This is a genomic window from Pseudomonas trutticola BRTCR10 (assembly GCF_056155105.1).
Window position 1 is genome coordinate 4,719,666 of record NZ_CM149552.1, and the last position, 17,714, is coordinate 4,737,379.

At 59.6% G+C, this 17,714-nt stretch carries 9 protein-coding genes; 6 read left to right on the forward strand and 3 right to left on the reverse strand.

Features of this window, described 5'->3' with window-relative positions; genetic code table 11:
- Positions 1–61 precede the first annotated feature (61 nt).
- Entirely contained in the window at positions 62–256 is a 195-nt protein-coding gene (locus tag ACVVH8_RS21410) for a DUF6316 family protein (protein WP_103305657.1), read from the forward strand.
- 121 nt (positions 257–377) lie between these two features.
- Here the strand turns inward: ACVVH8_RS21410 and ACVVH8_RS21415 are convergent, their stop codons facing one another.
- Together ACVVH8_RS21415 and pap are read right to left on the reverse strand one after the other, a co-directional pair.
- The gene (locus tag ACVVH8_RS21415; protein WP_475226225.1) at positions 378–1,562 is read right to left on the reverse strand and encodes a thiolase family protein; all 1,185 of its coding nucleotides are present in this window, start codon (positions 1,560–1,562) and stop codon (positions 378–380) included.
- Between the two features lie 103 nt (positions 1,563–1,665).
- The gene (gene pap, locus ACVVH8_RS21420) at positions 1,666–3,180 is read right to left on the reverse strand and encodes a polyphosphate:AMP phosphotransferase (protein WP_213026243.1); all 1,515 of its coding nucleotides are present in this window, start codon (positions 3,178–3,180) and stop codon (positions 1,666–1,668) included.
- A 387-nt stretch (positions 3,181–3,567) separates the two neighbouring features.
- Between pap and mnmC the strand changes: the two genes are divergently transcribed.
- The gene (mnmC, locus tag ACVVH8_RS21425; RefSeq protein WP_475226228.1) at positions 3,568–5,547 is read left to right on the forward strand and encodes a bifunctional tRNA (5-methylaminomethyl-2-thiouridine)(34)-methyltransferase MnmC2/FAD-dependent 5-carboxymethylaminomethyl-2-thiouridine(34) oxidoreductase MnmC1; all 1,980 of its coding nucleotides are present in this window, start codon (positions 3,568–3,570) and stop codon (positions 5,545–5,547) included.
- A gap of 3 nt (positions 5,548–5,550) precedes the next feature.
- Here mnmC and ACVVH8_RS21430 read toward each other — a convergent pair whose 3' ends face one another.
- Positions 5,551–10,386 (reverse strand): NEL-type E3 ubiquitin ligase domain-containing protein, encoded by a 4,836-nt coding sequence (locus ACVVH8_RS21430; RefSeq protein WP_475226230.1) that lies wholly within the window; start codon positions 10,384–10,386, stop codon positions 5,551–5,553.
- A 250-nt stretch (positions 10,387–10,636) separates the two neighbouring features.
- Here ACVVH8_RS21430 and ACVVH8_RS21435 point away from each other — a divergent pair, with 250 nt between their 5' ends.
- The 4 genes from ACVVH8_RS21435 (at position 10,637) to ACVVH8_RS21450 (ending at position 17,446) form a co-directional block, all read left to right on the forward strand.
- Positions 10,637–12,454, forward strand: a complete 1,818-nt coding sequence (locus ACVVH8_RS21435) for a dermonecrotic toxin domain-containing protein (RefSeq protein ID WP_475226233.1) — start codon at positions 10,637–10,639, stop codon at positions 12,452–12,454.
- Between the two features lie 109 nt (positions 12,455–12,563).
- Positions 12,564–14,336: an N-acetylglutaminylglutamine amidotransferase gene (locus tag ACVVH8_RS21440; protein WP_103305651.1), complete on the forward strand. Its 1,773-nt coding sequence runs from the start codon at positions 12,564–12,566 to the stop codon at positions 14,334–14,336.
- A gap of 3 nt (positions 14,337–14,339) precedes the next feature.
- Positions 14,340–16,088, forward strand: a complete 1,749-nt coding sequence (gene ngg, locus ACVVH8_RS21445; RefSeq protein WP_103305650.1) for an N-acetylglutaminylglutamine synthetase — start codon at positions 14,340–14,342, stop codon at positions 16,086–16,088.
- A gap of 167 nt (positions 16,089–16,255) precedes the next feature.
- Complete coding sequence (locus tag ACVVH8_RS21450) at positions 16,256–17,446, forward strand: osmoprotectant NAGGN system M42 family peptidase (RefSeq protein ID WP_475226235.1); 1,191 nt, start codon at positions 16,256–16,258, stop codon at positions 17,444–17,446.
- The last annotated feature ends 268 nt before the right edge of the window (positions 17,447–17,714 follow it).

A 17,714-nucleotide genomic window follows, 5' to 3' on the forward strand; every position in this document is an offset into this window, starting at 1 on the left:
AAGTGCTTCAGGCATAAGCTCATTGGATCCGTTTCAGCGCATCATAAAAAGGAGACCGACCATGTTAGGCATGCGCCGCCAGGACCCCGCCCCCGCCACGCACTTTCGCAGCGACCGGGTGTGTCGGGTCAATGGCGAACTGTTTTTCAGCACGCGGGAAAATACCCTTGAGGGGCCGTTTGACAGTCCCGAGAAAGCTGAGCTGGAGATAAAAGCCTATATCGCGCGGATGCAGCTTCTGGATTCAAACCGGTAATCAAGGGTGATCCAATCGCTGGCAAGCCAGCTCCCACAGGATCAGTGGCGAACACCACAAAACCTGTGGGAGCGGGCTTGCCCGCGAAGAGGCCAGATCAGACAACACAAATCCTGCCTATTTAACGCACCGCCTCAAACAACCCCGTCGCGCCCATCCCCCCACCAACACACATGGTGACGATGCCGTAACGCAGATTGCGCCGCTGCAACTCCCGCACCAGATGCCCGACCTGACGCGACCCGGTCATCCCGAACGGGTGCCCGATGGAGATAGAGCCGCCATTGACGTTGTACTTCTCGTTGTCGATCTCCAGCCGATCCCGGCTGTACAGGCACTGCGAGGCGAACGCCTCGTTCAGTTCCCACAAATCGATATCCGCCACCTGCAAGCCCTTGGCCTTGAGCAGTTTCGGCACAGAAAACACCGGACCGATGCCCATTTCGTCCGGCTCGCAACCGGCGACGGTGAAACCGCGGAAAAAAGCTTTCGGCTTGAGACCGAGTTGCAGGGCTTTCTCCAGGCTCATCACCAGCGTCATCGACGCACCGTCCGACAGTTGTGACGAGTTGCCCGCCGTCACCGAACCGTCTTCGGCAAACACCGGTTTCAACCCGGCGAGGCTTTCGTAAGTGGTGTCCGGGCGGTTGCAATCGTCACGATCAACGATGCCTTCGAGAATCTGCACGGCTCCGCTGTTCTTGTCCTCGACGCGATACTTCACCGCCATCGGCACGATTTCATCGTTGAACAAGCCGGCGGCCTGCGCCTGTGCGGTACGAATCTGGCTTTGCAGGGAATAGCGATCCTGCGCCTCACGGCTGACGCCATAACGCCGCGCCACGACTTCGGCGGTCTGCCCCATCGTGTAATAGATGCCCGGCGCCTGCTGTTTGAGCAGCGGGTTGATCAGGTGATCGGTGTTGACGCTTTTCAGGGTCAGGCTGATCGACTCGACGCCGCCGGCGACGATGATGTCGCTGCAGCCCGAGGCGATCTGATTGGCAGCAATCGCGATCGCCTGCAAACCCGACGAACAGAATCGATTGAGGGTCATGCCGGCCACGCCCGTGCCCAGTTGCGAGAGCACCGCGACGTTACGACCGATGTTGTAGCCCTGCGCGCCTTCGTTGGAGCCGGCGCCGACGATGCAATCTTCGATGCTCGCCGGGTCGATGTCATTGCGCGACAGCAGCGCGTTGACGCAGTGCGCCGCCATGTCGTCAGGGCGGGTCTGGTTGAACTTGCCGCGAAAGGACTTGGCCAGGCCCGTCCGGACGCTGTCGACGATCACCACTTCACGCATGGCATACCTCATTGATGTTGTCGGTTGAGAGTGGACCTGAGCATAAGTCCACCCGATTACCGACCGCGACAATCATTCACCCCGCGTATGCGTGTTCATCGGCTCAGTCCTTGTGCTTTTTGGCCTTCTTGTCGGACTTTTCGAACGCCTCTTCCAGAGCCCGGTTGATCGTGCGCAAGACCTTGACCCGGGCCCAGCGCTTGTCGTTGGCCTCAATCAGCGTCCATGGCGAGATCTCGGTGCTGGTGCGGTCGACCATGTCGCCAACGGCGGCGCGGTAATCGTCCCACTTGTCGCGGTTACGCCAGTCGTCTTCGGTGATCTTGAAGCGCTTGAACGGGATTTCCTCGCGCTCCTGGAAACGCTCCATTTGCGTGTCCTTGTCGATGGCCAGCCAGAACTTGACCACGATCACCCCAGCGTCGGCGACCTGCTCCTCGAAGTCATTGATCTCGCCGTAGGCACGCATCCAGTCGGCGGTGCTGCAAAAGCCTTCGACCCGTTCCACCAGCACCCGGCCATACCAGGAACGGTCAAACACGGTGAACTTGCCCCGCGCCGGAATATGCCGCCAGAACCGCCACAGGTACGGTTGCGCCCGCTCCTCTTCGGTCGGCGCGGCAATCGGCACGATGCTGTACTGACGCGGATCGAGCGCCGCCGCCACCCGGCGAATCGCCCCACCCTTGCCTGCCGCATCATTACCTTCGAAGACGGCGACCAAGGCGTGGCGGCGCATGCGTTTGTCACGCATCAGCCCGGACAGCCGCGCCTGCTCGGTGATCAGTTGCTCTTCGTAGTCTTTCTTGTCCAGACGCTGGGTCAGATCAAGGCTGTCGAGCAGGTTCAACTGATCAACCGCCGTGCCCAATGGCGCAGCACTGACATCGTGGGGATGCACGTCCGGACGCTTCAGGGCGTTCTGCAAACCCTCAAGCAGAATCTTGCCGACCGCCAGACTGCGGTAATGCGCATCCACGCCTTCGATAATGTGCCACGGCGCGTAGTCGCGACTGGTCCGGCGCAGCACGCGCTCGCCGTACTTGACGAACTTGTCGTAAGTCTCCGATTGCTGCCAGTCCAGCGGGCTGATGCGCCAGCTGTGCAACGGGTCGTCAGCGAGGGCCTTGAGCCGCGCCTTCATCTGTTTCTTGGACAGGTGGAACCAGAACTTGAAGATCAGCGCGCCTTCATCGCAGAGCATTTTTTCCAGGCGCTCGGCCGCATTGATCGCTTGATCCAGGCGCGGGTCCTTGAACAATCCGTGCACCCGGCCCTGGAGCATCTGGCTGTACCAGTTGCCGAAGAAAATCCCCATCCGCCCCTTGGCCGGCAGCATCCGCCAGTAGCGCCAGGCCGGTGGCCGCGCCAGTTCTTCGTCGGTCTGCTGATCGAAAGTGCGCACCTCGATCAGGCGCGGGTCCATCCACTCGTTGAGCAATTTGACCGTCTCGCCCTTGCCCGCGCCCTCGATACCGTTGATCAAAATGATCACCGGGAAGCGCTTCTGCTGCTGCAACTCGAACTGCGCTTCCAGCAGTGCTTCACGCAGTGCCGGGACGGCAGCCTCATAAGTGTCTTTGTCGATGGCGTGACCGATTTCAGCGGATTCAAACATGGGACGGCTCCTTCCAGGGTTCAGCAAGACTAGCGGATTGGGCACGGGCAAGGAGGAGAAATTCCCCTGATTTTGTGCGCAATGGCAACCCTTGAATTGCGTGCCAAACCTGACGTGCATGGAAACCCTTGTGGTGAGGGGATTTATCCCCGACCGGCTGCGTAGCAGTCGTAAAGCCATTAGACGCGGTTTGACTGAGGCAGCAGGGTTGAATGGTTTTGGGGCCGCTTCGCTGCCCATCGGGGATAAATCCCCTCGCCACAGGGTTATCGGTTCAGGTCTTGAATCACCCATTGTCCTTGAGCTTGCAAACCCAAGCCTTGCCATGGATCAAGCAGCCCCAGCGCGATCGGCTAGAATGGCGGCCTTGTTGCTGCCGAGCCTGCCATGAAACCTGTAATGCCCCACGCCCAACTCGACTGGGATGACCAGGGACGCCCGCGTTCGCGAGTGTTCGATGACGTGTATTTTTCCGACCAGTCGGGGCTGGAGGAAACCCGTTATGTGTTCCTTGAACAGAACCGTCTGGCCGAGCGCTTTGCGGCATTGCCGGCGGGCGGGCGACTGGTCATCGGTGAAACAGGATTCGGCACCGGGTTGAATTTCCTCTGTGCCTGGCAACTGTTTGAACAACACGCGACGGCCAGTGCGCGACTGCATTTTGTCAGTGTCGAAAAGTACCCGTTGAGCCCTGCCGACCTGCAACGCGCACTGGCGTTATGGCCGGCGCTGAAACCGCTCGCCGATCAATTGCTCAAGCATTACGTGGCCATCCATCAAGGCTTCCAGCGCATCACCCTGGCCAACGGTCGAGTGACGCTGACGCTGTTGATCGGTGATGCCTTGGAGCAGTTGCCGCAGCTGGACGCGCAAATCGACGCGTGGTTCCTCGACGGCTTTGCCCCGGCGAAGAACCCCGACATGTGGACCGCCGAACTGTTCGTCGAACTGGCCCGCCTGGCGGCACCCGGCTCGACCATCAGCACCTTTACCAGCACCGGCTGGGTGCGGCGTTTGCTCAACGCCGCCGGGTTCAAGATGAAACGCACGCCGGGCATCGGCCACAAATGGGAAATTCTCCGTGGCGAATTCCTCGGCTGGCCCGAGGACGTCGCCCCGCCGCCAGCGGAAAAACCCTGGTTCGCGCGCCCTGCACCGCTGAACGGTGACCGGCGGGCGCTGGTGATCGGCGCCGGTCTGGCCGGTTGCGCCACGGCAGCCAGCCTTGCGGCACGCGGCTGGCAAGTGAGTTTGCTGGAGCGCCACGCAGCCGTTGCGCAAGAAGCGTCCGGCAACCCGCAAGGCGTGCTGTACCTGAAACTGTCAGCCCATGGCACGGCGTTGTCGCAACTGATTGTCAGCGGCTTCGGCTACACCCGACGCCTGCTGGAAACCCTGCAACGCGGCAGCGACTGGGACGATTGCGGCGTGCTGCAACTGGCGTTCAACGCCAAGGAAGCCGAGCGCCACGCGCAATTGGCAGAAGCATTCCCGCCAGACCTGCTGCAGTGGCTCGACCAGCCCGAGGCACAGGCCCGCGCAGGAGTCGGTGTGGCCCACGGCGGTTTGTACTATCCCGAAGGCGGTTGGGTGCATCCACCCGCGTTGTGTCAGGCGCAAGCCGCGCAAACGAATGTCGAACTGCTCAGCCATCGCGAAGTGCTTGATCTGCGCAAGGTCGATGACCAGTGGCAGGCCTTCGACGGCGACCGTCTGCTCGCCAGCGCGCCGGTCGTGGTATTGGCCGGCGCTGCCGAGATCAAGCGTTTTGCGCAAAGCGCCGAGCTGCCACTCAAGCGCATTCGCGGACAGATCACCCGGCTGGCGCAGACTGAACACAGCCAGACACTGGCCACGGTGGTGTGCGCCGAAGGTTACGTCGCACCCGCACGCTTGGGCGAACACACCCTGGGCGCCAGCTTCGATTTCAACAGCAACGAACTGACTCCGACCATCGCCGAACACTTGGGCAATCTGGCCATGCTCGAGGAGATTTCCTGCGATCTGGTGGCGCGTCTGCAAATCGCTCAACAGGCGCCTGAAGACCTCCAGGGCCGAGCGGCCTTCCGTTGCACCAGCCCGGACTACCTGCCGATCGTCGGCCCCCTTGCCGACCGCGAAGCGTTCATTCAAGCCTATGCCGCGCTGAGCAAGGATGCCCGGCAAGTGCCGGACATCGCCTGCCCATGGCTCGACGGTTTATACGTCAACAGTGGCCATGGCTCGCGCGGCCTGATTACCGCGCCATTGTCCGGCGAACTGCTCGCCGCCTGGCTGGACAACGAGCCGTTGCCGCTGCCAAGAAGCGTGGCGGAGGCCTGTCATCCGAACCGTTTCGCGCTGCGCCAGCTGATTCGCGGCAGGTAGATTTCACGCATCGGGCAACGCACAGATGCCCAGATCGACGAGGCGTATCGCATCGTCGGTCAGGCGTGAGAGTTCGGCTTGTACCGCCTTCTCTCGCTTTGACTGTATGGCATCCATCTGGCTCAGATAATCCGCCGTGGTCAGTTGGGTTGCCTGTTCGAAAACCGTGTTCATCTGCGGCGCGAATTTCTCATCAATGGCGGTGAATTTTCGTGCAAACGTGCGCTTGAGGTAGTCACCCCAGAATGGTTGACGCTGCATGAACGTCAGCCATTCGGAAGACAGCTCCGCCGCTTTGACCGTGTTTGTAGCCGTTTCCAGATCCGCCGCGGTCACTCCGCCCAACACGGCAAACTTCATATGCCGTGGCTGCCCCGGCAGATTGAGCGCATCGGCCAAGCCAATGCGATAGGCGAGGTTCACTTCCAGCTGATCAGCCGCCGGATTTTGGCTGGCATGCTTAAGCGCAATCCGATCAAGCTGATCCAGCCGGAACAGACCTCGGCCAAGCATGAGCAGCGGTTTCGCGCTGCTGCTTTGGCCGCTCGCAATTCGCGTCACTCTGTTGACTTCCACCGCGACTTCGAGATGACTGAAGTTCATGGCTGCACTGTCGGTGCAGTTGATCGGGTTGGCGGCCAGGTTCAGCACCTGCTCACTCAGGATCACATCGGGTTCGGCCGTTTCAAGCACCGACCAGACTCGTCGATGCATGTCCTCACTCACCTTTTCAGAGTCGGCCGTATTACCCAGTTCCGCGAGCAGATGAAACAAGCCCTCGGCCCTCGGATCATCCTTGAAGGCCGTCCAGATCCGGTTACGCCGCCCCCAATCCGCGCCAGCCCCATCCTTGAACCACAACGAGCGCGCCTGCTGCTCATCGAGGCGGGCGATGTCGTCTTCCAGATAGCCCATGCCGATGCCGATGTTTTTTCGATAGTCGGCCAGATGGGTGCGGCTGCTCAGCGACAACGGATTGCCACGCAGATTGAGTGCCTGAGTGAAATGTTTCGGAGCCTTGAACAGCCACGCCGGCAGGTCCTTGATCTCGTTACCGCGCAAATCGACCCAATCCAGATACGGCAGGCGTGCAAGGCCTTTGGGCAATTCGGTGGCGCGGGTGTCGTTCAGGGCCAAGGCACGCAAGTCAAACAGTTTGCTCACGTCCGGGGTCACGCCCAGCGGATTACCGCTCAGGTTCAGGCGGCGCAGTGTCCGCAATTGGCTCAGTTTGGCCAGGGTGTGTTCGGTCAGCTTGATCTGGTTGCCGGCCAGGCTCAACCGGGCAAGCTTGGGCATGTGCGACAGCACTTCAGGTAGCCGGGTCAGAGTATTGCTGTCGAGTTCAAGGTATTCGACCTGCTTGAAGGCCTTGAGGAAATACACGAGGTCGTCGTCCTGCGCCATATTCTTCAGCGACAACTGTTGTATGTGATCGAAATTCAATCCGGAGGGTAACGTTGGCAGTTTGCCGACCCGCATGCCGTCCAGATTCAAGGTGCAGACTGATTTTCCACTCTCATCGGTAGTCAGCAGAATCCGTCGAAAGCTGTTCTCGATCTGCTCGGCGGCCCACTTGCGACTGTGCTGCACTTCAGCCGAATCGCCGCCCACCGCTTTGATGGCGTCCTTGTCCTCGCTCCATTTATCCAGCACCTCGCGCAAGTGTTCAAGGTCGCGGCGCAACGTTCTGACCTGGGTTGCGCGGGTCAGCGAGTCAGTTCCCAGGCCGTCAATAAACTCACTGGCCTGCGTCTCGGAAAACCGTGGATAGAGCTTTTTGACCTTGCGCAGTAACGTCCGGGGATGGCTCGTCGCTGCCAGTGCTTGATCGGCCTGAAGGCAGGCAGGCTCAGCGACCAGAGGTTCAGGCTTGCCATCGGTCAGAATCCGCGCACTGGCTTCACGCTCATCCAGTGCCACATCGAGCAGCTTGCTGCGCAGCCGTGCACTGTCGGCGTCAACAGGATCGGGAAAACCGGCGGCCAGACGCTGGCGCGGCGACAGAGCCTTGAGGATCGCGGTGTAGAGGCTGTCCGGGCCCGCCGCCACGCATCCGAGAGATATTTCGTCGCCGGCGAATACCTCATAACCGTCACTGGATTTGACCAGCGTGCAGGTATTCGAGGGGGTCGCCGTCGTCTCGCCGATGGCTTCCAGTATTGGTCCGGTCAGTGACTTCTCCCGCACGGTCAGACGCAGAGCCGGATCCCAACCACTCAAACGGGGCAGCAACTGGATGGCGAGTTTTTCGTTATCCGGATTGGCAATCCGCGGCAGGTGAAACCCGCTCAACGCCCGATCCAGGCGCACAGCGGCGCTGGCATCACAGACTTTCTGCGCCAGCCCCAGGGGCACCCGCCCGGTCGCGCGCAAATGCACACGCTCGACGCTCGACGCCTGTTCGATCAACTGCTGAGCGTAACGCGCAGGAATGTCGGCAAACACGCTGCGCAACTTCTTCACCTCGTCGACCTCACTCTGTTCATAGCGCTGATACATGCGCTCGAACACCGCACGACGATCAGCCTTGAGTGCCGCGCCCAGCTTCTTCGCCAGTGCATGACTTTCGCCTTCGGCATTCGCCTTGCTGCCCAGCAACGTATCAACCTCCTTTTGATACAGGCCGTCGATCACCGTTTGCAGCAATTGCCCGGAATCCAGCTCATCCTCGCTGACCACCACACTGAGTGTGTCGTCAGGGGTGCTGGGCGCGGGATACCTGGCACTGACGGCTCCTTCGCTATCTTGGACTTCGATGTAACGGTCCGTCGGCCAACCTGACAACTTCGGTAAACCGTGCAGTTGTTCCTGCACTGGCTGATCCGAGTGGATTTCACCCAAGCCCAGCTCGCGGATGAGCTGGCGCAACTGCCGCTCGATGCGCACTCGTTCCACGGTATCGCGCAACCGAACAGGCAACGCGAGGTTGTCGATAAAGGCACGCTGCAACTCATCCTCGGTAACGCCGCTGAGTCGGCGCATCATGTCCAGATCGCTGTCGACGAACTCGCTCAGATGCGGGTCCATGCGCTTGAGGGTATAGGGCGTGCTGGTCCCCAGCTCGGGATGTTCGCTCGCCAATCGCCAGCCACCCTCGACATGGCGCTCCAGCTCAGGGGCATAGGCTTGCGGGCGCTGCGGATGGTCGAGACGCCAGCGCCGGGTCTGCGCATCGACGAAGCCGGAGACGATCCGATGGTCGACGCGACCGACCATCTTGCCCCTGATCTCGTACATTTCTTCGGAATCGGCGGCCACCGTGAACCCCTCCGGCAGTCGATGCTCATACATCGTGAAGTCAGGCTTCCACAGCCGTGGATGTCCGGCCGGATTGGTAATAGCAGTGAACTGCCCAAAGAACTCCGGATGAGCACTGAGCAGTTTGTTGCCCAGCAACCCCGCCGCTTTCTGCCCACCGGCCAACAGGCCCATCAAGGCGATGTTTTCCGCGACACTGAACAGATGCGAGAGTGCCTCCTGATGATCGCCCCGGCGCCAATCCTCGACACCTTCGTACACTTCGGCGAGCAGTTGCCCGGCCGCGACGCCCATCATCAACTGCCCGACGACCGGCACGAAAAAACCCGCCACCGTCGCAATCGTCACACCCAGCTCAAGGAAATCGAGCAGGCGTTTGTCTCGCACCTCTTCATCGATATCGGCGGTCGGCACGGCCAGTTTGCGCGCGTCGATCTGCAGCTTGCCGACATGACTCTGCAGCATGAATTCGAACAACGGCACGCTGATCGGCAATTGCCGGATGTGCCCTATATCGGAGGTGCTGGCGAAAGTTTTGAAGAAGTCTGCCTTGTCATCTTCATCGAGACTGTGGGTGAAGTAGTCCTTGTAGCTTTTCACGCTCAGCTTCTGCGTGAGGTACTGTTTGAACGCGGTAAAACTGGGGTATTCGTACAGCGGCCGTTCGGGCTCGCCGGCCATGTACACAAGGCACCATTCGTCCGGGTACGACTCGACCGACCGTGCGGAAAACACCACGACGCCCCAGATGCAACTGTCGAGGATTTCGATGCCTTGCATGATCATCGGGCTTTGCCCGTATCGCAGGGTTTGTGCGGAGGGCTTGCCGTCAGCGGCCGCCAATTGTCGCAGCATGCGCACGCCTTCCGGCGTGATGTGAGACCTGAGCCCGGCCAGATGCATATCCAGTTGCAGCAGGTATTTTTTCATCGTGGCGATGTCGCGGGTCATGCCGCTGCTGGCCGTAATCCTGCCGTCGCTTTCGACGATGCTGAACACCTTTTGAAGGTGTTCCTGATACCGCTTGCCCAGATCCAGTTCACGACAGAATTTGGCGAACGCGGCCGGGGTCAATCCCTCAACACCAGACGGCGCACTATTCACCCGCACCAGACTGCCCTCGGGGAAACCGTCGGCCGCCTCGTCTTCACTGAAATTCTGCATGGCGGCTTGCAGCAGGGACTGGGTGGCATGCGGGACGGTTTCAATGCCCTTGTCGTCGGTCGATGTCGGCGCACAACCGCAATCGGGCCCCGGCAGACTCAGAAGATCCTGTTCAACATCAAACACCGCTGACCACTTGCCCTTCAACGCAAGGGTCAATTCGGTGATACAGAAGGTGTTCAAGGGTTTGAGCGGGAGCAGATCCTTTTCAACCTTGAGCTGAATGGCATGCAGGTCACGCGCGATCTGATCCAGCGCGGCCAGTGTGGCAATCGAGCTTTTCAGGAGTATCTCGGGCAGGCTCTTTTGCAGCGTTTCGGCACTGTCCAGATCGCCGGTGGCTTCGAGCAAGGTGCCGAGTATCTCGGTCTGCGTCGGCGCCCGCAGCTCGGGTTTGTTCTGGGTGGTTGTCATCGCAATAGTCCTTTATTGCAGGTATGAGCCATTGACCTTATCGATTTAAAACAAAAACAGGAAATACAAAAACCGATAGTTTTCAATGCAGATGCAATAGACATATTCGGCCAATAAGCGTGCGGTATATACGTATATCAAACGTTCAAAATCTCGCTGAACTCACGCACCAAACCATTCATTAATGGCGTTATTTTTTCGCAGCCACTGCGCCTAACATCAGGGTTCCTTCCGCGATGAGAGTGTTTGTATGACTTTGCCATTGGAGCAACAACCTGCCCCACCAAGAAACGACAACTTACTGACTCAGGTCTTCAATGAGATCAATGACTGGGACAAAGCAAAAATTGTCGAAAAATTCCTCACTGACAAGCTGCCGAACGCCGACAAAACGAGAATTGCCGACTATCGATCCGAACTGAAAAAGGCACTGCCGCTCCAGACCTTTTTTGAAACATTGCTGCACACACTGGATAGCCCCAACAAGTTTTGCGGACGGATACTTCGAGACGAGTTGCGTACCACCTACGGCCCCCGGTTCAGGGTCCAGGACCTCATCAAGCTTGTACCCAAGGCAGGTTCGGAAAAGGACAGGCACGCCTGTACCTTGCTGCGGGGAGCGATGCTCAATTTCACCGAGACCGAGGCCGCTGCTGATTACTTTTCCGCCGATAGCGCAACGCTATCCGATGCTCAGGATGCACCCGCCGAAGGCGCCGCAGACTCAAGACTTACCGCGCAGGCGTTTGCAGCGTTGAGTCGTAAACTCGATCTCGGTGATCAATACCAGAAACTGATTGCGCAAACATTTGCAGGGCCAGATGTCCAGTTGCAAGCCATGCGGCTTGGCAAACTCAATATGAGGCTGGCTGCTTACAACCGGTACTTCAGTAAAGACATTCACCTATCGCAGTTATTCATGCTGACTCAATTTACCGAGGGCAATGACGATATATTCAATGGTGAGTGCTTCAATAACGCGCCGATCCAACTTTGTTCAGTGCAACTCTTTGGCAAGTATCTGGTAAATGCTGTGCTGATTATCTGTCGCCTGACTCATGAATCCACTCAGGATCGTTACATCCTTTATGTGCCTGAAGACAAAGGCAGCAGTTTTTACCAGGACGACAATGAAGACAACTGCCGGATCCGTCTGGCCGCCAGTTTGCTTGGCCAATCGCCGCTGCGGAACGTATTCGCCTCTCAACTGAACAGCAGCGATCAGGAGGATTTCCTCAATGAAAAACTGGCGGTCGTGTCATTTTCAAAAGACATAAATTTCGCCCCGTTGAGTCATGGGCTATTCGAATACCTGTTTAAACGGCAACTGGATAAATTCGCCTCCGACGTCAAGCAACTGGCTGTACCCGTCGCCGAGGTCAACCAGTCGATGCATGACAAACGACGTGAAAATCGCGCATTGCAGCAACGCCCGTCACTCTCCGAAACCTTGATCTACGATTTCAGCAGACGTATCCGCGCCGGTACGCCAGATACTCTGCTGAGCGAAGTGTTTATCGGTGTCGAAGACTGGACGTTCAGCGAAAAGCTGCAGGGACTCAACGCCCTGTTGGACCTGAAGGAAAAACTCTCCCCTGCGCAGGCCAATAGTCAAAGCGCCCATGCCCAAAGCCCCGATTCGTCCAGCGAGTTGGCAGCTGTTTTCTTCAAAAAGTTTGAGCTGCAAGACCATTCCAATCCGCAAAAAAACGCTTTGCTGTGGAAACGGGCTCTGTCCGGATACGAACAAAAAGCCCACGCCGCCAACCGGATCATGGATCAGGCGTATCCCGATGACGATGATCAGCGAGTTCGCAACTACAGCGGACGGCACTTCATCCGGGTTGCTGGCAGTGTCTATGAAGTCGAGCCAAACCCCTTGGCCTGGCGCATTCGTCATCCACTGAATGAAGCGGCCTACCGCCCGCCGGTGGTCTATTCCCCTGGCAGCGGCTGGAACTTGCAGCACAAACGCTCCGTCACCGGAGCAGCAAAAAAGGCTGAAACCCAAGTGGCAGCAGAACCGGTCAGCTCACTCCCCGCAGCGACACTGCCAGCGGTCTTATAACTTATCGTTCTAAAACTCCACTTACCGAGGCGGGTCAGTTTCTGAGTACCCGCCCTTTTGGCGAGGTAGTGTTTGACCCCTCCCCAACGGAAAAACCGGTAAGGACCTTATGTGCGGATTAGCTGGCGAGTTACGTTTTGATCATCAACCTGCAGACCTTGCAGCCGTTGAACGAATTACCCATCACCTGGCCCCTCGCGGCCCGGACGCCTGGGGCTTCCATGCCCAAGGGCCGATTGCCCTGGGCCATCGTCGCCTGAAAATCATGGACCTGTCGGACGGCTCGGCGCAGCCGATGATCGACAGTCAGTTGGGCCTGTCACTGGCCTTCAACGGTGCGATCTACAACTTCCCGGAACTGCGCGCCGAGCTCGAAGCGCTCGGTTACGCGTTCTATTCCGGTGGCGACACCGAAGTGCTGCTCAAGGGTTATCACGCCTGGGGTGAAGCGCTGCTGCCGAAACTCAACGGCATGTTTGCCTTCGCCATTTGGGAACGCGACGCCCAGCGCCTGTTCATCGCCCGCGACCGTCTCGGCGTGAAGCCGTTGTACCTGTCGCGCACCGGCCAGCGTTTGCGTTTTGCCTCGGCTTTGCCGGCGCTGCTCAAGGGTGGCGATATCAACCCGATCCTCGATCCGGTGGCGCTCAACCATTACCTGAACTTTCACGCCGTGGTGCCTGCGCCGCGCACCTTGCTGGCCGGTATTGAAAAGCTGCCACCCGCGAGCTGGATGCGCATTGAAGCCGATGGCACCACCGAGCAGAAAACCTGGTGGACCCTGCCCTACGGCCCACACGACGACGAGAAAAATCTGACCCTCGAAGACTGGGTCGACCGCGTACTCGACAGTACCCGCGAAGCCGTGGCGATTCGCCAACGGGCTGCCGTGGATGTCGGCGTGTTGCTGTCCGGCGGTGTCGATTCGAGCATGCTGGTCGGGCTGTTGCGTGAAGTCGGTGTGCAAGACCTGTCGACTTTTTCCATCGGTTTTCAGGATGCCGGCGGCGAGCGCGGCGACGAGTTTCAGTATTCCGACCTGATCGCCAAGCACTACGGCACCCAGCACCACCAACTGCGCATCGACGAGAAAGAGATCATCGAGCAACTGCCCGCCGCGTTCCGCGCGATGAGCGAGCCGATGGTCAGTCATGACTGCATCGCGTTCTATCTGCTGTCTCGCGAGGTGGCCAAGCACTGCAAAGTGGTGCAGAGCGGCCAGGGCGCCGACGAGTTGTTCGCCGGCTATCACTGGTACCCGCAAGTGGACGGCGCGACCGATCCTTACGCGGCGTATCGCCAGGCGTTTTTCGACCGCAGCTACGACGACTATGCCGCCACCGTGCAACCGAAATGGCTGACCGCCAATGACGCTGCCGGCGACTTCGTGAAGGAACATTTCGCACAACCCGGCGCCGAGGCGGCAGTCGACAAAGCCTTGCGTCTGGACAGCACGGTGATGCTGGTGGACGACCCGGTCAAACGCGTCGACAACATGACCATGGCCTGGGGCCTGGAAGCGCGCACACCGTTTCTCGACTATCGCCTGGTCGAACTGTCGGCGCGAGTGCCGGGCAAGTTCAAACTCCCGGATGGTGGCAAACAAGTGCTGAAAGAAGCGGCACGCCGGGTCATTCCGAGTGAAGTCATTGACCGCAAAAAAGGTTACTTCCCGGTGCCGGGCCTCAAGCATTTGCAAGGCGACACGCTGAACTGGGTGCGCGAACTGCTGCTCGATCCGAGTCAGGATCGTGGCCTGTTCAACCCGGCCATGCTCGACAAACTGCTGACTGATCCGCAAGGCCAACTGACGCCGTTGCGCGGCTCGAAGCTGTGGCAACTGGCAGCCCTGAACCTGTGGCTCAGTGAACAAGGAATCTGATTGATGAAACCCCACGCCACGGCCATCAACCAACGCCTGATTCGCGGCCAGACGCCGTCGTATGAACGTTTGCAGGCGCGTCTGGCCGAAGACGGCAACGAACTTGCGACCGCCCCGATTGCCGTGCATTGCGGCTGGGGCCGGTTGCTGATCGGCCACACCTTTCCCGACCCGGCAACGCTCGCTCAGGAACTGCTCAACGAGCAGCCGGGCGAGCGTGATATCGCCCTGTACGTTGCCGCGCCGCAGCAGATTCTCGGTCTTGAACCGACGCAATTGTTCCTCGATCCGTCCGACACGCTGCGCCTGTGGTTCAGCGATTACCGTCAGGCCACCCGCGTGTTTCGCGGCTTCCGCATTCGACGTGCGCAAAGCGAGGCGGACTGGCAGGCGATCAATCAGCTGTATCAGGCGCGCGGCATGCTGCCGATCGATGCCACGCTGCTCACCCCGCATCATCAGGGCGGCCCGGTGTACTGGCTCGCCGAGGATGACGATAGCGGCGCGGTGATTGGCAGCGTCATGGGCCTGAATCATCACAAGGCCTTCAATGATCCGGAAAACGGCAGCAGCCTGTGGTGCCTCGCGGTTGATCCGCAGTGCTCGCGTCCCGGTGTCGGCGAAGTGCTGGTGCGCCACCTGATCGAACACTTCATGAGTCGCGGTCTGAGCTATCTGGATCTGTCCGTGCTGCACAACAACCGGCAGGCGAAAAACCTCTACGCCAAGCTTGGTTTCCGCAATCTCTCGACCTTCGCGATCAAGCGCAAGAACGGTATCAATCAGACGCTGTTTCTCGGTCCGGGACCGGAAGCCAATTTCAATCCCTATGCACGGATCATCGTCGAGGAGGCTCACCGGCGCGGGATCGACGTGCAAGTCGATGATGCCGAGGCCGGATTGTTCACCCTCAGCCATGGCGGGCGCCGCGTGCGTTGCCGTGAATCGCTGAGCGATTTGACCAGTGCGATCAGCATGAGCCTGTGTCAGGACAAAAGCCTGACCCACAAAGCGCTGAAAGCCGCAGGGCTGAAATTGCCCTCGCAACAATTGGCCGGCAACGCTGACGACAATCTAGCGTTTCTCGATGAGCATCAGCGCGTGGTGGTCAAACCGCTCGACGGTGAACAGGGCCAAGGCGTGGCGGTGGATTTGCAAAGCATCGAAGAGGTGCAGCAGGCCATCGAAACGGCGAAGCAGTTCGACAGCCGCGTGCTGCTGGAGAGCTTTCATGAAGGGCTCGATCTGCGAATTCTGGTGATCGGCTTTGAAGTGGTGGCGGCAGCGATTCGTCGTCCGGCGGAAGTGATTGGCGATGGTCAGCATTCGATTGGTGCGCTGATCGAAGCCCAGAGCCGCCGTCGGCAAGCCGCTACGGGCGGCGAAAGCAAAATCCCGCTGGATCATGAAACCCAGCGCACTTTGCATGCGGCCGGTTACGACTACAGCAGCATTCTGCCGGCCGGTGAGCATCTGTTCGTCCGGCGCACGGCGAATCTGCACACCGGCGGCACCCTGGAAGATGTCACGGCGATTCTGCATCCGACCCTGGTCGATGCGGCCGTGCGGGCGGCGCGGGCGCTGGATATCCCGATGGTCGGCCTCGACCTGATGGTGCCGGCGGCGGATCAGCCGGAGTACGTGTTTATTGAGGCCAATGAACGCGCAGGGCTGGCCAACCATGAGCCGCAGCCGACGGCGGAGCGCTTTGTCGATCTGTTGTTTCCGCACAGTCAGCCGGCGGTTTCTTGAATCTCTGTTATCCGGGCTGACGCCATCGCTGGCGAGCCAGCTCCCACAGTTTTTGTGTGCACCATGAAACGTGTGGGAGCTGGCTTGCCAGCGATGAGGCCCGATCAGGCAACACAAAATTTCCTCTCATCGAAACCATCGATGTGCTCAACCCATCAGGAGTTTCCATGACCACACAAATCCCTGAACCAGATCTCAACTACCTGCAAAAAGTCCTGCTGGAAATGCTCGCCATTCCCAGCCCCACCGGGTTCACCGACACCATCGTGCGCTATGTCGCCGAACGTCTTGAAGAACTCGGCATTCCCTTCGAAATGACCCGCCGCGGGACCATTCGCGCCACGCTCAAGGGCAAGAAAAACAGCCCCGACCGCGCCGTCTCCGCGCATCTGGACACCATCGGCGCCGCTGTGCGCGCAGTCAAAGACAACGGTCGCCTGACCCTCGCCCCAGTCGGCTGCTGGTCGAGCCGCTTTGCCGAGGGCAGTCGCGTCAGCCTGTTTACCGACAACGGCGTGATTCGCGGCAGCGTGTTGCCGCTGATGGCCTCCGGGCATGCCTTCAACACCGCCGTGGATGAGATGCCGATCAGTTGGGATCACGTCGAACTGCGTCTGGACGCCTACTGCGCGACCAAGGCCGATTGCGATTCGCTGGGCATCAGCGTCGGCGATGTGGTGGCGTTCGATCCGCTGCCGGAGTTCACCGAAAGCGGCCACATCAGCGCCCGCCATCTCGACGACAAGGCCGGCGTTGCCGCGTTGCTGGCATCGCTCAAAGCCATCGTCGACAGCGGCCAGGAACTGATGATCGACTGTCATCCGCTGTTCACCATCACCGAGGAAACCGGCAGCGGCGCGGCGGCGGCATTGCCGTGGGACGTCAGCGAGTTCGTCGGCATCGACATTGCACCGGTCGCGCCGGGGCAGCACTCCAGCGAACACGCGGTGAGCGTGGCCATGCAGGATTCCGGCGGGCCCTACGACTATCACCTGTCGCGGCACTTGCTGCGTCTGGCCGGTGAAAACGAGCTACCGGTGCGCCGCGACCTGTTCCGCTACTACTTCAGCGATGCACACTCGGCGGTGACCGCCGGCCACGACATCCGCACCGCCCTGCTCGCCTTCGGTTGCGACGCGACTCACGGTTACGAGCGCACGCACATCGACAGCCTCGCGGCGCTCAGTCGCTTGCTCGGGGCCTACATTCTGAGTCCGCCGGTATTCGCCAGCGATGCGGCGCCAGCCAATGCGTCACTGGACCGCTTCAGTCATCAGATCGAGCATGACACGCAGATGGAAAGCGATACGCGCGTGCCGTCGGTGGACAGTCTGGTGGGGCAGCGTTCCGATAGCTGATCCATTTTCTGCGGTGACAGGACCGGCCCCATCGCTGGCAAGCCAGCTCCCACAGGTTCAGGGTGGAACACAGTATGTGTGTACCCCACAAATACTGTGAGAGCTGGCTCCAACAGGTTCAGGGTGGAACACAGTATTTGTGTACCCCTCAAATACTGTGGGAGCTGGCTCCCACAGGTTCAGGCTGGAACACAGTATGTGTGTACCCCACAAATACTGTGAGAGCTGGCTCCAACAGGTTCAGGGTGGAACACAGTATTTGTGGTAC

Bases quoted from the DNA above. Each gene is read 5' to 3' on its own strand.
- ACVVH8_RS21435 (WP_475226233.1), top strand. From the start codon at position 10,637: ATGACTTTGCCATTGGAGCAACAACCTGCCCCACCAAGAAACGACAAC.
- ACVVH8_RS21415 (WP_475226225.1), bottom strand. From the start codon at position 1,562: ATGCGTGAAGTGGTGATCGTCGACAGCGTCCGGACGGGCCTGGCCAAG.
- ACVVH8_RS21450 (WP_475226235.1), top strand. From the start codon at position 16,256: ATGACCACACAAATCCCTGAACCAGATCTCAACTACCTGCAAAAAGTC.
- ACVVH8_RS21430 (WP_475226230.1), bottom strand. From the start codon at position 10,386: ATGACAACCACCCAGAACAAACCCGAGCTGCGGGCGCCGACGCAGACC.
- mnmC (WP_475226228.1), top strand. From the start codon at position 3,568: ATGAAACCTGTAATGCCCCACGCCCAACTCGACTGGGATGACCAGGGA.
- ACVVH8_RS21440 (WP_103305651.1), top strand. From the start codon at position 12,564: ATGTGCGGATTAGCTGGCGAGTTACGTTTTGATCATCAACCTGCAGAC.
- ngg (WP_103305650.1), top strand. From the start codon at position 14,340: ATGAAACCCCACGCCACGGCCATCAACCAACGCCTGATTCGCGGCCAG.
- pap (WP_213026243.1), bottom strand. From the start codon at position 3,180: ATGTTTGAATCCGCTGAAATCGGTCACGCCATCGACAAAGACACTTAT.
- ACVVH8_RS21410 (WP_103305657.1), top strand. From the start codon at position 62: ATGTTAGGCATGCGCCGCCAGGACCCCGCCCCCGCCACGCACTTTCGC.